This window comes from Curtobacterium phyllosphaerae (assembly GCF_049341865.1).
GTDB lineage: Bacteria > Actinomycetota > Actinomycetes > Actinomycetales > Microbacteriaceae > Curtobacterium > Curtobacterium phyllosphaerae.
In genome coordinates, this window is record NZ_JBMPIU010000006.1 from 58,964 (window position 1) to 73,833 (window position 14,870).

The 14,870-nt window shown below is 71.0% G+C and carries 18 protein-coding genes; 6 read left to right on the forward strand and 12 right to left on the reverse strand.

Translation table 11 applies throughout. The features are described from left to right. Positions 1–79 precede the first annotated feature (79 nt). From ACO0E0_RS12100 to ACO0E0_RS12120, 5 genes are all read right to left on the reverse strand, one after another. Positions 80–1,087: a DUF7064 domain-containing protein gene (locus ACO0E0_RS12100; protein WP_422871682.1), complete on the reverse strand. Its 1,008-nt coding sequence runs from the start codon at positions 1,085–1,087 to the stop codon at positions 80–82. After that, on the reverse strand, positions 1,084–1,623 hold the full coding sequence (locus ACO0E0_RS12105) for a hypothetical protein (protein WP_422871683.1): 540 nt from the start codon (positions 1,621–1,623) through the stop codon (positions 1,084–1,086). Before ACO0E0_RS12105 ends, ACO0E0_RS12100 begins: the two co-directional genes overlap by 4 nt. 9 nt (positions 1,624–1,632) lie before the next feature. Continuing rightward, on the reverse strand, positions 1,633–2,853 hold the full coding sequence (locus ACO0E0_RS12110) for a phosphotransferase family protein (RefSeq protein ID WP_422871684.1): 1,221 nt from the start codon (positions 2,851–2,853) through the stop codon (positions 1,633–1,635). Positions 2,854–3,028: 175 nt separating this feature from the next. Then, a complete protein-coding gene (locus ACO0E0_RS12115) occupies positions 3,029–3,307 on the reverse strand; it encodes a GlsB/YeaQ/YmgE family stress response membrane protein (RefSeq protein WP_422871685.1) in 279 nt (92 codons plus the stop codon). A 253-nt stretch (positions 3,308–3,560) separates the two neighbouring features. Beyond that, positions 3,561–4,880: a reverse transcriptase family protein gene (locus tag ACO0E0_RS12120; RefSeq protein WP_422871686.1), complete on the reverse strand. Its 1,320-nt coding sequence runs from the start codon at positions 4,878–4,880 to the stop codon at positions 3,561–3,563. 305 nt (positions 4,881–5,185) lie between these two features. Between ACO0E0_RS12120 and ACO0E0_RS12125 the strand changes: the two genes are divergently transcribed. After that, positions 5,186–5,524: a YbjQ family protein gene (locus tag ACO0E0_RS12125; protein WP_422871687.1), complete on the forward strand. Its 339-nt coding sequence runs from the start codon at positions 5,186–5,188 to the stop codon at positions 5,522–5,524. Between the two features lie 84 nt (positions 5,525–5,608). Here the strand turns inward: ACO0E0_RS12125 and ACO0E0_RS12130 are convergent, their stop codons facing one another. Both ACO0E0_RS12130 and ACO0E0_RS12135 read right to left on the reverse strand, forming a co-directional pair. Next, entirely contained in the window at positions 5,609–6,088 is a 480-nt protein-coding gene (locus tag ACO0E0_RS12130) for a hypothetical protein (protein WP_422871688.1), read from the reverse strand. A gap of 188 nt (positions 6,089–6,276) precedes the next feature. Then, complete coding sequence (locus ACO0E0_RS12135) at positions 6,277–6,651, reverse strand: G5 domain-containing protein (RefSeq protein ID WP_422871689.1); 375 nt, start codon at positions 6,649–6,651, stop codon at positions 6,277–6,279. Between ACO0E0_RS12135 and ACO0E0_RS12140 the strand changes: the two genes are divergently transcribed. Beyond that, on the forward strand, positions 6,545–7,165 hold the full coding sequence (locus tag ACO0E0_RS12140) for a hypothetical protein (RefSeq protein WP_422871835.1): 621 nt from the start codon (positions 6,545–6,547) through the stop codon (positions 7,163–7,165). The genes ACO0E0_RS12135 and ACO0E0_RS12140 overlap by 107 nt on opposite strands. 81 nt (positions 7,166–7,246) lie before the next feature. On the opposite strand, the gene ACO0E0_RS12145 is transcribed toward ACO0E0_RS12140, so the two are convergent. Then, entirely contained in the window at positions 7,247–8,146 is a 900-nt protein-coding gene (locus ACO0E0_RS12145; RefSeq protein ID WP_422871690.1) for an SDR family oxidoreductase, read from the reverse strand. A gap of 107 nt (positions 8,147–8,253) precedes the next feature. On the opposite strand from ACO0E0_RS12145, the gene ACO0E0_RS12150 reads away from it, so the two are divergent. From ACO0E0_RS12150 to ACO0E0_RS12165, 4 genes are all read left to right on the forward strand, one after another. Beyond that, positions 8,254–8,856 (forward strand): TetR/AcrR family transcriptional regulator, encoded by a 603-nt coding sequence (locus tag ACO0E0_RS12150; RefSeq protein ID WP_422871691.1) that lies wholly within the window; start codon positions 8,254–8,256, stop codon positions 8,854–8,856. A 67-nt stretch (positions 8,857–8,923) separates the two neighbouring features. Beyond that, on the forward strand, positions 8,924–9,904 hold the full coding sequence (locus tag ACO0E0_RS12155; RefSeq protein ID WP_422871692.1) for an aldo/keto reductase: 981 nt from the start codon (positions 8,924–8,926) through the stop codon (positions 9,902–9,904). A 67-nt stretch (positions 9,905–9,971) separates the two neighbouring features. Continuing rightward, on the forward strand, positions 9,972–10,241 hold the full coding sequence (locus tag ACO0E0_RS12160; RefSeq protein WP_422871832.1) for an LmrA/YxaF family transcription factor: 270 nt from the start codon (positions 9,972–9,974) through the stop codon (positions 10,239–10,241). 123 nt (positions 10,242–10,364) lie between these two features. Next, a complete protein-coding gene (locus tag ACO0E0_RS12165; RefSeq protein WP_422871693.1) occupies positions 10,365–10,496 on the forward strand; it encodes a hypothetical protein in 132 nt (43 codons plus the stop codon). A gap of 105 nt (positions 10,497–10,601) precedes the next feature. Here ACO0E0_RS12165 and ACO0E0_RS12170 read toward each other — a convergent pair whose 3' ends face one another. From ACO0E0_RS12170 to ACO0E0_RS12185, 4 genes are read right to left on the reverse strand one after another with little or no spacing between them, the layout of a single operon-like run. Beyond that, the gene (locus ACO0E0_RS12170) at positions 10,602–11,603 is read right to left on the reverse strand and encodes a phosphotransferase enzyme family protein (RefSeq protein ID WP_422871694.1); all 1,002 of its coding nucleotides are present in this window, start codon (positions 11,601–11,603) and stop codon (positions 10,602–10,604) included. Beyond that, entirely contained in the window at positions 11,600–12,511 is a 912-nt protein-coding gene (locus ACO0E0_RS12175; RefSeq protein WP_422871695.1) for a carbohydrate ABC transporter permease, read from the reverse strand. Before ACO0E0_RS12175 ends, ACO0E0_RS12170 begins: the two co-directional genes overlap by 4 nt. Continuing rightward, positions 12,511–13,500 carry a carbohydrate ABC transporter permease gene (locus ACO0E0_RS12180; protein ID WP_422871696.1) on the reverse strand — a complete coding sequence of 330 codons (990 nt, stop codon included), beginning with the start codon at positions 13,498–13,500 and terminating at the stop codon, positions 12,511–12,513. The genes ACO0E0_RS12175 and ACO0E0_RS12180 overlap by 1 nt, the downstream gene beginning before the upstream one ends. After that, complete coding sequence (locus ACO0E0_RS12185; protein WP_422871697.1) at positions 13,497–14,846, reverse strand: ABC transporter substrate-binding protein; 1,350 nt, start codon at positions 14,844–14,846, stop codon at positions 13,497–13,499. The genes ACO0E0_RS12180 and ACO0E0_RS12185 overlap by 4 nt, the downstream gene beginning before the upstream one ends. Positions 14,847–14,870: the final 24 nt, after the last annotated feature.

Sequence of the window (14,870 nt, forward strand, 5' to 3'; positions counted from 1 at the left end):
CCAGCTTAGGCGGACGGGAGGCCCGTGGCGGTCTCGCCACGGGCCTCCCGTCCGCTGTGCGCCAGCCTGGCGCCGGACGTCAGCGCGCCGCGGCGCGCCGCCCGGCTGCCGACATCCGCTGGCCGATGTACTCGAGCCCGAAGATGTCACCGTGCTCCGCGTGCCCGACGCGGCCCTCGTGCTCGTACCGCATCAGGCTCTGGTAGCAGACGTACGCCGGGCTGAACTGGTGCCAGGGGTACCCGCCGACCGCCGAACCGCGGAACTCGTGCCGTTTGCCCCGGACGTCGGTGGCGACGATGTGGTTGCTCACCGCGACCATGTCCACCCGGGCCGCCTCGACGGTCGCACTCGTGATGCCGTACAGCTCGCCGTCCTCGACGACGTAGCCGAAGCGCAGCGAGTCGTAGACGACCGTGCCGTCGTCGTCGATCCGGAGCGCCATGCCGACGTGCAGCGCGTAGTCCGGGCCGAACGTCACGTGGATCCACGCGGCGCCGGCCTGGCCGACCTCGGCACGGGCACCCCAGCTGCGGTCCATGCCGTCGTAGCAGTCGACCTCGTACGTCGTGCCGCGGAGCTCGAGCGTCCCGGTGACGTGGCCGACCGCGTCCATGTGCCCGTTGTTCCAGACGTCGCCGAGCCCGGTGTCCCGTGTGCCGCTGGCGTCCGTCACGATGAGCGGGTTCTGGTCCGTGTCGTGGGTGTCGAACGGCTCGTGGATGGCCTCGAAGCGCAGGTCGAGCCGACACGCACCCGGCACGTTGCTCTCGTACGTCACCGAGAAGTCCCGCGGGGCGTCGTCGACGTGCAGCCCGAGCCCGCTCGGCAGGGTGAAGTCGGAGAACCGTTCCGGTGCCGGCATGTGCACCTGCGGATCGGCGAAGTCGATCTCGTGCACCCGGGTCGCGAACCCGCCGTGCACGACGACGGAGGAGATCGCCGCGCCGACGTTCGGGCGCGCGAGGACGTACGCGTTCCCGAGGATGCCGGCCTCCGGCACCGAGAAGACGCAGACGATCGTCTCGGCCCAGTTCTGCTGTGCGGGGTCGCTCGGGTGCCAGTCCATGTCCTCCGGGGTGATCACCGAGCACCCTCCTGTTCGGCCTGCCGGCGGTCGAGGTCGCGCTCCTGGTCGGCGAGCACCTCGGCGAGGCTCGAGGGGCTCGTCGGGAACCCGGTCATCCGCGCGGCGGCGACCTCGCGGGCCGACTGGCGCTTCGCCGCGGCGGACATGACCGCCCAGGCCTCGTCGGCGCGGTCGGTGCCGAGGAGGGCGGAGAAGCGCTCCTCCGCCTCCTGCTTGGCGGCGAGGACGAGTGCGCGGAGCTCGGCGAGGTCGGTCGGGAGGACCGGGGCGGGCTCGGCGTCCGTCCCGTGCGTCGTGCCCGTGGCGGCGTCCCCGAGCGCGGCGAGGTCGTGGACGAGCGCAGTCGCGTCCCCGTGCTCGACGACCTCGTACCGGTACTCGGACGCCTGCACGTCGAGGATCCAGTCGAGCGTCGCGAGGACGAGCCCGGCCTGCTCCTTCGCGAAGCGCTCGTCGGCACCGATCGCGGGGAGCACGGTCGCGGCGATGGTGTGGCGGACGGAGCGGAGCTTCTGTTCGGTCGTGGGTACCATCGTCGGTCCTCAGGCTTCCGTGGTCGTGGCGTCGGTGGTGACGTCGGTCGTGGTGGCGTCGGGGGTGCCGACGATGTCGTCGAGGAGGTCGATGTAGTACACGCCGAGGCCGCTCAGGAAGTTGCCCATCACCTCGAGGTGCGTCAGGCGCTCCTCGGCGTTCCGGGGGAGGGAGGCGGAGAGCGCGACGACGGCCCAGTACATGTTGAGGACGAGGTAGTAGCGGAGCCGCTCCTCGTCGACGGACAGCCCGGAGAGCGCCTCGTACTGCTCGATGAGGTCCTTCCGGGTGAGGAGCGCAGCGCACCAGAAGTCGCCCGTCTCCGGGTCGGTCTCGCCCCAGCCGGCCATCATCGCGTACGCCAGGTCGTGGTGCCGGTCGCCGAGGTAGGTCAGCTCCCAGTCGAGCACGGCGCTCATCTGCCCGGACTCCTCGTCGAACAGGAAGTTCCCGTTGCGGTAGTCGCCGTGCACGATCGAGACGGTGTCGAGGACCGGCCGGTTGCGCCAGAGCCACTGCCGGGTGAGCGTCACGGTCGGGTGCGGCTGGAACGCGTCGTCGTCCCAGGCTCGGTCCGTCGACGCGAGCCGCCAGTCGATGGCGTCGGTCGTGCCGGGTCGCGGGCGCTCGAACGCGGTCAGGTCGTGTGCGGCCCAGTCGATGGTGTGCAGGGTCGCGAGGTGTCGGACGTACTGCTCGGCGAGGATCGGGCGGAGTCTCGGACCGTACGTCACACCCAGCCCGGACGCGGTCGACGGGGTGTCGGACGGGCCGGACACCCCGGTGACGAACTCCGAGATGAGCGACGGTGCGCCGAGCTCGGTCGCGTCGTCGGTGGACCAGTGCAGGGTCGGTACCGGGACGCTGCTCTCGGCGACGATGCCGAGGACCTCCGCCTCGCGGCTGCGGGAGCTCTCGACCGGGGAGCCGAGCGGGTCCATGCGGAGCACCATGCGGTCGGAGCGGGCCTCGCCGTCGACGGTGCGGTCGAGGGTGAAGACGAACTGCTCCTTCGACGCGCCGCCCGGCAGTCGGCCGAGGTCCTTGATCGCGAAGTCGCCGTCGACCCGCGAGGCGAGGAACGCGTTCAGGCGTTCGCCGATGACGTCGAGTTCGATGGGCTCCTGGACGTCGACGCCGCGGTGCGCGCGCTTGCGGTCGAGGGCCTCGCGGACCTTGGGCTCGAGGTGCGGCGATGCCGCGTCGGTCGTCGGTGCGGTGGTGGACATCGGTGTTCCTCCTCATGGGGCGTCGATCAGCCCCGGCGACAACCTATTCGGCGTCGAGGCCTCCGCGGATCGGCGCGCCGTGCGGAGACGGCAGACGAACGGGAGGGGCGGTGCCAGCTGGCACCGCCCCTCCCGTCCGCAAGCGGCGCGTCAGCGCCTGCCGGTCTTCGTCGCGTCAGTTGCGCGCCGTGCGACGGCCGGAGACCTTGAGGTAGATGAAGAGCACGATGATCGCGCCGATGATGGAGCCGATGATGCCGGCGGGCTGGAAGAAGCCGTCCATCGGGTCGTGCTGGAAGATCAGGAACCCGAGGAACCCGCCGACGAACGAGCCGACGATCCCGAGGACGATGGTCATGAGGATGCCGATGTGCTGCTTGCCGGGGATGACGAGGCGGGCGACGGCGCCGGCGATGAGGCCGACGATGATGAGGCTGATGATGAGTCCGAGCATTGTGCACTCCTTGTTGCGACCGCGGGTGACGGCCAGTGGGGGACACCGCGAGTGCGGCAGCCCCCTACTCAACCTGGGAGCACATGTGTAAGTGCCCGCCTCGGGGTACACCGGTGCCGTCGTGAGTGAGCAGGAATCGTCGGGTGCGACAGGCTGGACCGACGATTCCTGCTCACTCGCGGTCGCCCGGGCCGCGCCGCGCCGGGCCGCGCCGGGCCGCGCCGGGCGCCGCGCCGGGCCGGGCCGCGCGCCGTCACCACGTGATGCGTCGGAACTCCGCGAGCAGTCGGGCACCGCGCTCCGGGTGCACCTGTTCGAACCACCCGACCCGTCCGCGGAGGTGCGCCCGGAAGTCCGCGACACCGCGCCGGTCCTGGCCGTCGGGTCCGTGCTCGACGCAGTTGTGCAGGATCGCCTTGAGGCGGTCGAACTCGGCACGGCCGACGCTCGGACGGTCGTTCACCACGATGCCGGTGACCGACTGTCGCACGCCCTGACGCCGCACGCGGGTCTTGCGGGCGTTGAGGGTGTGGCCCTCGTCCGCGACGATCCGACCGACACCGCGCACGAACGCGTCGACGCGGGCCGCGAACCGGTCGTCCCCGCTGAACACCAGGTCGTCCGCGTACCGCGTGTAGGTCGCGTCGGCAGCGGCGGCCCAGCCGGCGAGCCGGACGTCGAGCCGCCGGACGGACACGTTCGCGAGCGTCGGCGAGGTCGGCGCGCCCTGCGGGAGGTGCGGGGTCCGGAGCGCGCGCCGGAGGGTCGCGCGGTCCTCGGGCGACCCTCCCGGGGGCATCCCGGCGAGGACGCGCGCCGGGACGACGTGGGTGCAGAGGCCGGTCAGGGTGTGCGCGACCGGCTCGGACAGGCCGCTGCGGCGGAGCAGTCCGAAGACCTGCGGCGCGGACACCGCGGCGAAGAAGTGCGCGAGGTCGAGCGCGACGACCGCCTGGCGTCCGGTGTGCAGTGCCGCGCCCGTCACCGCACTCCGGCCGGGGATGAACCCGTGCGCCGCGTCGTGGACCGGGAGGAACGTCAGGACCTCGTCGAGTGCCGTCCGCTGCACGGCCCGGAGGCGCGGCTTCGGCACCTCGAGGAGACGGGGGACCCGACCCGGTCGCGGACGCCACACGTGGCCGTAGTGGTGCAGGACGTCGTCCCGCGCGCGGTCGTTCCAGAGCTTCGTGTCGGCGAACCAGTCGAGGCGGCCGATCGTCAGGTCGAGCAGCCGGGCGAGGTCGGCCACCGTCTCGATCCGGGGCACGTGCCCGGTGTTCGTCGGTGCCTCGGCCGGGACGACCGGGTGGCTGGCGACGACGATCGGCGACCGGGCGGCGCTCCTCCGGACCGCCTCGGCGAACCCGTCGACGGACTGGAGGAACGCGGCCAGTTCCCGAGGCGCGTCACGTGGGGCGCGCGGGTACCCCCGGAGTGCTGCGAGGACGGCCATCGGGACGAAACGCCGGTGCGGACCGACGGCGGCGGTCCCGGCGGCGAGGAGGGCGTCGACCGTCCAGTCGTCGGCGGCCAGGAAGACGTCGGCGAGGATCGTCGCGACTCCAGCCGTCATGTCGTCAGGCTAGCGCCGGCGTCGGCCGTCCGGCCGGCCGCGCCGCGAGTGAGCAGAAATCGTCGGGTGCCACCGGCCGACCCGACGATTCCTGCTCACTCACGAGGTGCGCCGGCGACCTCCGACCGACCTGTCGAGCGGTTCAGGAGGCTGAGCGCGCGGAGCGCGCCTGCCCTCATGAGGAGGTTGATCATCGGTGTTCTTCGCACCCCGGGGTGTCCCCGGAGAGGTCGACGCACAGCGTGCACCGACCGCCTCGGTCGGAGGTCGCCGCCACAACGCTACTGCTGTGGCAGGATCGCGGCATGCTCGTCGCGACCACGAACGACCTCCCGGGAGCCCAGATCACCGAGGTGCTCGGGGAGGTGATGGGTCTCACCGTCCGTGCGCGGAACTTCGGGGTGCAGTTCGGCGCGAGTTTCCAGGCACTCGTCGGCGGCGAGCTCACCGGTCTCACCGCGCAGCTCGTCCAGACTCGCGACGAGGCGATGAACCGGATGATCGAGCACGCGCTGTACCGGGGCGCCGACGCGATCGTCGCGATGCGGTTCGACGCGAACGAGATCGGGAACGGGTACCAGGAGGTCGTCGCCTACGGGACCGCCGTGCGGGTGCTCTGGCCGCGCCCGACGCCGTCCGAGTGACGGTGAGCGGCGGCGGGACCCGCCCGTCCGTCGGCTCGGCCCGTGGCCGCCGACGGACGAGCAGGTCCCGCGATGCGGCTCGACCTACCGGTACGTCGTCGCCTGGCCGTAGAGCGGCTCGGTGAACGAGGACACGTACGCGCTCTGGTCGCCGCCCGGGAGGTTGTACGTCATGAAGACGCCGTACCCGTCGGACACCGTGCGGGTCGCGAGCGAGGCCGCGGTGCTCGATGACGTGTTCTGGATGTCGACGGCGGCCGGGGAGAGGTCGGCCTTCGTGAGCCCGGGGATGCTCGGCGCGTTGAAGGCGTTGGCACCGTCGGCCAGGGTGTGACGACGGACGTTCGCGAGTTCGTCGTCGCCGACCTCGACGTACGCGATGCTCGTCGGGCCCGTCTTCGTGGCGCCCGCGGACGTGACCCCCGCGGACGTCGCGCCCACGGGCATCGCGCTCGCGGGGGCGGCGCTCGCCGACATCGGGGCGAGGGGCAGCGGGATCGCGACGAGCGCTGCCGCGCAGAGGCCGAGCAACCCGCCGCGGCGGAGGTCGTGCTTCGTTTCCATGTCACTCCGCATCGAGTGGTGATCGGCCGGCGGACGTCGACCGCACGGCCATGCCACATGACTGAAGCGCTCCAGTCACGTCCCCGATCACAGCTGCACCATCTGAGTGGAAACAGGAGACGAGTCCCTCGGGCACGCGGGGCGTGATCCGGCAGGACGCGCAGGAGGCTGTGTCCCTTTCAGCGGCGTCAGCTGTTCCAGTGCAGGCGGCCGCTCGCGTCCGGTCCCTTGCCTCCGCAGGTGTAGGACCTTCCGTTGGCGGCCTGCGCGGTCACGCCCCGATCGCTCGCCGAGCAGAAGCCTCCCGGGTTGACGACGCCATGATCAGGAGCAGCGGGCGCCGCCGGCGCGGGAACGGGGGCGACATAGGTACCGTTGGACGTCACCTGGGTCACTGGCGGGGTGGTCACCGACTGGCTGACCTGCGTTCGGCCAGTCTCGACACCGTCCGTCTTGGTGACCTCGTACGTGGTCGTCAGAACGCCGTCGGCGCCGGCAGTCGTGACCCGCGACGTCCCCTTCGCAACCGTAGGGTCGTCCACCGTTGTCGATGTGTACGGCACGGGGGCCGTCTCGGACACGGTCTCCTTCGTCACCACCGGAGTGGGCGTCGGAGTCGGGGTCGGCGTCGACGTCTTCTTCGGGGTGGTCGCGAAGTGGTGTGCGGTTGAACCGTGCGTGGTGCTCGAGCTCGCCGGAGCAGACGGGACGGGGGCTGCGTCCGTCGTGCTCGGATGGCCGGCCCCGTACGCCGACGACGACCCGATGAGGACCGCGAGGGCGACTCCGAACCCGATCGCTGCCGCGGAACGGCGGCGGGGCAGCCGCAGCCACGTCGAGCGTCGGAAGACCCATCCGTACGCCGCGGTGACCAGCACGATCATCGCGAACATGAGCATCATCGTCCAGACGCCTCCGGAGCTCAGGGCGGCGATGCCGAACAGTGCGCTGATACCGAGACCGACCCACGTCGACATCGGGAGGCGGGATGAACGGGAGGATCGGGGTGGGTGGGGTGGGCGGGTTCGCGACATCAGGTTCTTTCAGATCATGACCAGGGCTCACTATCATCCTTGAGAAGACGTGCAGCTGCCTCACCCCCGTTCGGGGGTGATCGTGCGCTGTGTGCCGACCTGCCGCCTGCCCAGGGTTTCGGCATCAGGCCCGCGAGTACGCCCCCGCCTCGATGTCCGCGATCAGGGTCGGGCCGGTCGGCGTCCAGCCCAGGGTGTCGCGCGTCACGTCACTCGACCCGGACATCTCCATCCCGAAGAACCCACCGAGGAACCCGAAGTGCTCGGGGGCGTCCTCGGGCGAGATCGCGGCGACGGGCAGGTCGAACCGGCGTCCGATGGCCTCGGCGATCGCCCGCGTGGTGACGCCCTCCTCCGCGACGACGTGAACGACCGGCATCGCGTCCGCGTGTTCGAGCGCGAGGACGTTCAGTGCTGCGGCATCGGTGACGTGCACGGCACCCCAGCGGTTCGCGCCGTCGCCGACGTGTCCCGAGACCCCCTTCGCGAGCGCGTTGGCGACGAGGATGTCGATGAAGCCGTGGTCACCGGTGCCGTGCGTGGTGGGCGCGAACCGCAGCGCGACGGTCTGCACGCCACGGTCGCGGTACTCGAGCGCGAGCGCCTCGGCACCGCCACGGAGCGCGTCGGGCCCGATGAACGGGGTCGCGTCGGACTCCACGGCGGGCGCGCCTGCGGTCGCGATGCCGGCGATCCCGGACGCGAGCAGGAAGGGCTTGCCGGTGCCTTCGAGTGCGTCGGCGATGGTCTGCACGGCAGAACGCTCGGTGCGGTTGGTGTCCTCGGGGTGCGCCCAGTCGTGCTTGTTCGCGAGGTGGATCACCGCATCCGCGTCGCGAGCACCGGCGCGGATGACGTCGAGCGTGTCGAGGTCGCCGCGGAGGACGATCGCCCCCTTCTGGTCGAGGGACGCGGCGGAGGCGTCGGACCTCGCGAGCCCGACGACCTCGTGCCCGGCGGCGAGTGCCGCGTCGGTGGTGTGGGACCCGATCCATCCCGATGCCCCGGTGATGAAGACGCGCATGGTGCGTCACCTCTCTCTCGATGCCGACTGATGTCAGCGACTGCCGTCACTCTACACCTGGATGTCAGCCGCTGTCATCAACCCACCCATCACCGTAGACTGACGGGATGGTGCGATGGGAACCGGGCGGCAAGGACCGACTGCGGCTGGCCGCGCTCGACCTGTACGTCCGGAGCGGGTTCGAGGAGACCACCGTGGCCGAGATCGCCGCGGCTGCCGGACTCACGGAGCGCACCTTCTTCCGCCACTTCGCCGACAAGCGCGAAGTCCTCTTCGACGGGCAGGAGGTCCTCGAGGACCAGTTCCTGACCGGCGTCGCCGACGCTCCGGACGGACTGACCCCCCTGGGGCTCGCCGCGGCCGCACTCACGAACTCCGCGGGGTTCTTCCCGGAGGAGCGCCGTGCCTGGTCCCGGCGACGCCAGGCGGTGATCAGTGCGAACGCCTCGCTCCAGGAGCGTGAGTCCCGCAAGATGTCGACGCTCGCCGGTTCGTTGGCCAGCGCGCTCCGTGACAGAGGGGTCGTCGAGCCCGCGGCCACGCTCGCGGCACAGACCGCCGTGACGGTCTTCAGCGTCTCGTTCGCCACGTGGGTCCGCGAGGACGAGACGCGCACCTTCGCCGCCATCGAGCACGATGTCCTCGACGAGCTCACCGCGATGACTGCGGCCTCCGTCCAGACACCAGCGGCAGGCCGCCCCGCGGTGTAGACGGGGACTCGACATCGATGTCGAGCGCCACCGCGCATCATTGCCACACCTCAGGGAGACCATCCGCATGGAGTACACCCACCTCGGCTCGACCGGCCTCACGGTCAGCCGCATCACCCTCGGTTGCATGAGCTTCGGCAACGGCAACGAACAGCAGACCTGGACCCTCGACGCGGCCGGCGCGGAGCCGATCTTCCGCCGGGCCGTCGAGCTCGGCATCACCTTCTGGGACACCGCGAACGTCTACGGGCGCGGCAGTTCCGAGGAGGTCACCGGCGAGGCCATCCGCAAGTACACCCGCCGTGAGGACGTGGTCCTCGCCACGAAGGTCTTCGGCGAGATGGGCCCGGGCCCCGGCGAGTCCGGCCTCTCGCGCCGCGCGATCATGGAGCAGGTCGACAAGTCGCTGCAGCGCCTCGGCAGCGACTGGATCGACCTGTACCAGATCCACCGCTTCGACCCGGAGACCCCCGTCGAGGAGACGATGGAGGCCCTCCACGACGTCGTCCAGGCCGGCAAGGTCCGCTACATCGGTGCCTCGAGCATGTGGGCGTGGCAGTTCGCGAAGCTGCAGGCCGCGGCGGACCTCGGCGGCTGGACGCGCTTCGTGTCGATGCAGAACCAGTACAGCCTGGGCCAGCGCGAGGAGGAGCGCGAGATGTTCGGGCTCCTCGCCGACCAGGGCGTCGGCTCGATCCCGTGGGGACCGCTGCAGGCCGGCAAGATGGCCCGTCCGTGGAGCGAGCAGAACACCGCGCGTGCCGGCGACGAGCCGGAGGTCGACCCGAAGGGCAACCCCGTCCGGCTCGACTCGGACAAGGGCATCGTCGACGCGATCGAGCGGATCGCCGGCGAGAAGGGCGTCTCGATGGCGCAGATCGCCCTCGCCTGGGTCCTCGCGAACCCGGTCGTCGACGCCCCGATCGTCGGTGCGACGAAGGTGCACCACGTCGAGGACGCCGTTGCCGCTCTCGACGTCCGCCTGACGCCCGAGGACGTCACGGCGCTCGAGGAGCACTACGTCCCGAGGCAGCCGACGTTCTTCTGATCGGTGGTCGCGTCCGCCGCGTGCGGAACGGAACCACCTGACGGACTGGAGGGACGGTGCCAGCACCCTGGCGCAGCAGTCGGCACCGTCGGACGAGACCCTCGCGGCGTCGATGCGAGAGGGTGTCGCGGCGTGGGCGTCGCTCCTCGCACAGCGCGTCGAGCGGATGCAGGCCGCCGGGGCGATCGACCGGACGGTGGACGCGGCCCGCGTCGGGACCGGGATCGTCGCGGCGATCATGGGTGGTCTCGCGCTCAGTCAGCCGGAGCGGGACGGTGCGCCACTGGCGGCCGCGCTCGACCTGGCGTTCCGCGGACTGCGGAGCCTCGGGGCCTGATCCCGCGGTGCGGATCGCGAACAGCACCAACCCAGTTCCGGGGTTGCTCCGAATCCCAGGCGATTCCGCGACGAAGCGGCGCCTCGACCCGGGGGCCTCTCGTGGCGGAGGTTGGGGTGCATCGTGAGTGAGACCATCACGGAAGTGGCGATCGTCATCGTGGGGTTGGCTGCGCTCGGGATCTTCGCGGGCGAGGTCGTCCACCCGAGGCGCCGGCGGCACGAGCGCATCAAGGCGCGTCGGTCCCGACACTGAGCCGGTCCGGACCCACGGTCCCGAGGACCGTCGGCGCCCCCGCACCGGACGGGAGGCACGGCACCGGCCGGCCCCGCGCCTCCAGTCCGTCAGCCGCTCGGCCCGTCAGCCCGTCGTGAGCAACCGCTCCAACCGTGGCCGCACGAGCGAGGCGGACCCGACGGGGGAGAGGATGCCGCGGAACACCGCGAGTTCCTCGGTGCGGTCCGCCACCGGCCCGTCGAACGCGGCGCGGCACGTCGAGACGAGGTCCTCGAGCGCCCGGACACAGGCGTACCGCACGAGTCGCGACTCGTCGATCTCGACCGGGCCGTAGCCGCGTCGGAACGCCTCGGCCTGCGGGTCGGTCGTCGGTGAGAACAGGACCGGGAACGCCACGAGGTGCAGGTCCACCTCGCGCGGCGCGACGACGGCTTCGTCCCAGTCGATCAGGCACGGAGCGCCCTGCGCGTCGAGCACGAGGTTGCCGAGGTGCGGGTCGCCGTGGCACGGGACGGGGACGCCGTCGGTCCGGTCCGTCAGGCGCGTCCCGCGGAGGAGCAGCTCGACGTGCGCACGCGCGTCCCGCCACGCGGCCAGCGCAGGGTCGAGCGCATCCGGGTCGCCGGCGGTGACGAGCGCATCGAGCGCGACGACGCCCGCCCGGTACCGACGACGACGTCGGCGGATCCCACGGCGCGCGCCGCGGCGCCGTTCCTGTGGCGGGAACGGGTGCGCGTGCACGGCGGCCAGGAGCGCTCCGTAGGCCTCCCACCCGTCGAGGTCGAGTCCCACGGTCGCGGCGTCCTCGCCCGGCAGCCAGGCCGTCACCGACAGTCGTCCGCCACCGCGTCGACTCGACGGTCGCCCGTGCGTCGACCGGACCGTCGGCGGGATGCCGGGCACACCGGCTGCCGTCAGCGAGTCACTCAGTCGGATGCCCGTCCGGGTCCGACGGCTCGTCCACTTGACGGCGAACCCGTCCGAGCCGCTCGACGCCTGCCAGACCGCGGCGGCGACATCGGTGCCGCCGACGACACGCTCGACGCTCGTGGCATCGACGCCGAAGTCGTCGGCGATCCACCGCACCACGTCCGGGAGGTCCGGGCGAGGGTCCTGCTGGCTCACCGCAGGCCGCTCCGCGACAGCCCCTCGACGAAGTACCGCTGGAACGCGAGGAACAGGGCCACGATGGGCACGATCATCAGCAGGTTCACGGCCATGATCGCACCGTAGTCCGAGGTGTACTGCCCCTGGAGCGTGCCGACGATGCCGATCGGCACGGTGAAGAGGTCCTGGTTGCCGGAGAGTGCGACGAGGGGCCAGCCGAACGCGTTCCACTCGCCCATGAACGTCAGGAGCACCAGGACGGCGAGGAGTGGACGGCAGAGCGGCAGCACCACGGAGAAGAACACCCGGAACTGCCCGGCCCCGTCGATCCGCGCCGCCTCGATGAGCTCGTCCGGCACCGCGATGAAGAACTGGCGCGCCAGGAACACCCCGAAGATCGCGGCGCTCTCCGGCAGGATCACCGCCCAGATCCCGCCGTACAGGTGCAGGCCGATCGAGATGAGGAACTGCGGCACGATGATCGCCTGCGGCGGGATCATGAGCGTCGACAGCAGCACCAGGAACAGCGCGTTGCGGCCGCGGAACGGCAGCTTGGCGAAGGCGTACCCGGCGAGGAGGTTGCAGACCACCGTGATGATCGTCACGACGACGGAGATCACGAGCGAGTTCGCGAACCACCGCCAGATCGGGAACTCCGAGAACGGCCGGACGAAGTTCTGGATCGTGATGTGCTGCGGCCAGAGGTGCAGCCCGGGGGCGTAGAGGTCGGCCCGCGTCGAGAACGCGGTGAGGAGCATCCAGTACAGCGGGAACGCCATCACGATGCTCACCACGACGGCGGCCGTGATCCGCAACCACAGGAGCTTGGTGTGCCCGCGGGGCGGACGTCCGCCGGTCCTCCCGGCCGATGCAGCACGGGACGGTGACGCGTCCGCGTCCCCCGTGGCCCAGGTCGTCGTCGTCATCAGTCGGTCTGGTCCCGTCCGGCGTTGAACCGCCATTGGATGCCCGTGATCAGCAACGTCACCAGGTAGATCGCGATGCCGACGGCGGCCCCGTAGCCGAGGAGCTGGGGGCCGTGCTCGTCGAACGCGACCCGGTACGCGTAGGAGACGACCGTCGTGGTGGCGTAACCGGGCCCGCCCCGGGTCATCGCCCACACGGTGTCGAAGACCTGGAACGAGTAGATGAGGTTCATGATGAGCAGGAAGAACGTGGACGGGCCGAGCAGCGGGAACGTGATGAGCCGGAACTTCTGCCAACCGCTCGCGCCGTCGGTGGTCGCGGCCTCCTGCACGGAGGGATCCACGCCCTGGAGGCCCGCCAGGTAGATCAGCATGTCGAAGCCGATGCGCTGCCAGAGCGTCACGAGGATGATCGCGGTCATCGCCCATCCGCCGTTCGACTGCCACGAGATCGCCGGGAGGCCGAGGGCGCCGAGGAACTTGTCGATGAAGCCGTTGTTCTGGTCGAACATCCACGCGCCGAGCACACCGGTCGCGACACCGGACACCACGAGCGGCAGGAAGATGATCGTCCGGAAGACCGCACGTCCCGGCATGACCCCGTTGAGGAGCACCGCGACCGCGAGGCCGATCGCCATGCCGACGGGCACCGTGAAGAGCGTGAAGACCCCGGTGTTCGCGACCGACTGCCAGAACACCGGGTCGGTGACGAGCTTGACGTAGTTGCCGACGCCGGCCCACGAGGTGCCGCCGAGCGAGTCGAGGTCCTGGAAGCTGATCACCACGGCGTAGACGAGCGGCAGCAGCGTGAAGATGACGATGAGCACGACGTTCGGCAGCAGGAACGACCCGGCGGCGATGCCGTTCGCCGTGCGGATGCTCGTCGGCGTCGGGAGCTTGGCGCCGCCGGCCGTCGCTCCGCCGACCTGCGCGGTGGCCCGGCCGGCGGAACCGCCGACCCCACCGACGCCCGCGTCCGCACTCGTCATGCCGCCACCGCCTCGTTGATCGCCGTGGCGATGGCCGTGATCGCATCGTCGGCCGACCGACCCTGGAACGCGAGTTCGAGCTGGTCCTGCAGCGCGGTGTTGATCGCCGCGAACCCGGGGACGGTCGTCTCACGGACGGCGGCCTCGGTGATCGTGGTCGCCTGCCGCGCGAACGTGGTCATGACGTCGGGCCGTACCGCGTAGTCGAGCGAGGTGCTGGCCAGGCTCTGCAGCGTGGGGAGCTCGTTGGCCCGCTGACAGAAGTCCCGCATCTGGTCTTCCTCCACCATGAACTTGAGGAACGCGGCCGCGAGCTCGGGGTTCGCGGTGTCCCGTGTCGCGACGAGGGCGTTGCCGCCGAGGTCCGACGCGGCGTTGCGGTCGTGCGGCATGTACGTCGTCGCCCATTCGCCACCCTGGTAGCCGTTCTTGGCGTCGGCCAGCTCGGGCACCAGGAAGTCGCCGATGAAGGTCATCGGGACGGTCTGGTTCAGGAAGAAGTTGTCCGAGTACACGGTCGTCTTGACCGTGTTGTTCGCCGGGACCCACCGTTCGTCGAAGAACCGCTTCGAGAACTCCATCGCCCGGTGCCCGGCGTCGCTGTCCACGGCCGACTTGGTCAGGTCCGACGTGAGCAACGACCCGCCGGCCTGGTACACGAAGCTCGCCCAGCGGTAGGCGCCGGCGGCGGTCCAGTCGTAGGCGAACGGGTACTGCTTGTCCGGCAGGGACCTCCGGAGCTTCGTCGCGACGTCGGCGAACTCGTCCCAGGTCCAGGCGTCCTCGAGCCGGTCCGGGACCGAGCCGATCCCCGCGGTCTCGAAGGCCTTCCGGTTGTAGGCGATCGCCGTGGTGTCGGTCTGGTGCGGCACCCCGTACGCGTGGCCTTCGAACCGGACGGCGTCCCAGAGCGACGGGAGGAACGCGGCCGCCTCGGCGTCGGTCACGTAGGGCGTCATGTCGAGGAGCACCCCGTGCGAGGTGTACTTGCCGATGCTCGTGTAGTCGACGCGGAACACGTCCGGGGCGGTGCGCGAGAGGATGCCCCGGTCGATGCTCGAGAAGAAGCCCTCGTACGGCAAGGTCTGCAGCACGATCGTGGTGCCGGGGTGCCGGGCCTCGAACGTCTTCTTGGCGTGTGCGAACCCCGCGGTCTCGCCGTCGCTCCCGCCCCAGAACGCGAACCGCAGGGTGCCGGTGACGTCGCCGATGTCGGCTTCGGACCCGGGCGCGGCGTTGCTCGGCGCCGGGCCGTTGTTCGCGACGCATGCGGTCAGCGCGCCCAGGGTCGCGGTGCCGAGGGCGCCGGAGAGCAACGCGCGACGCGTCAGGGAGGGTGTCGCCATCGTTCAGCTCCTTCGCGCCGCGCA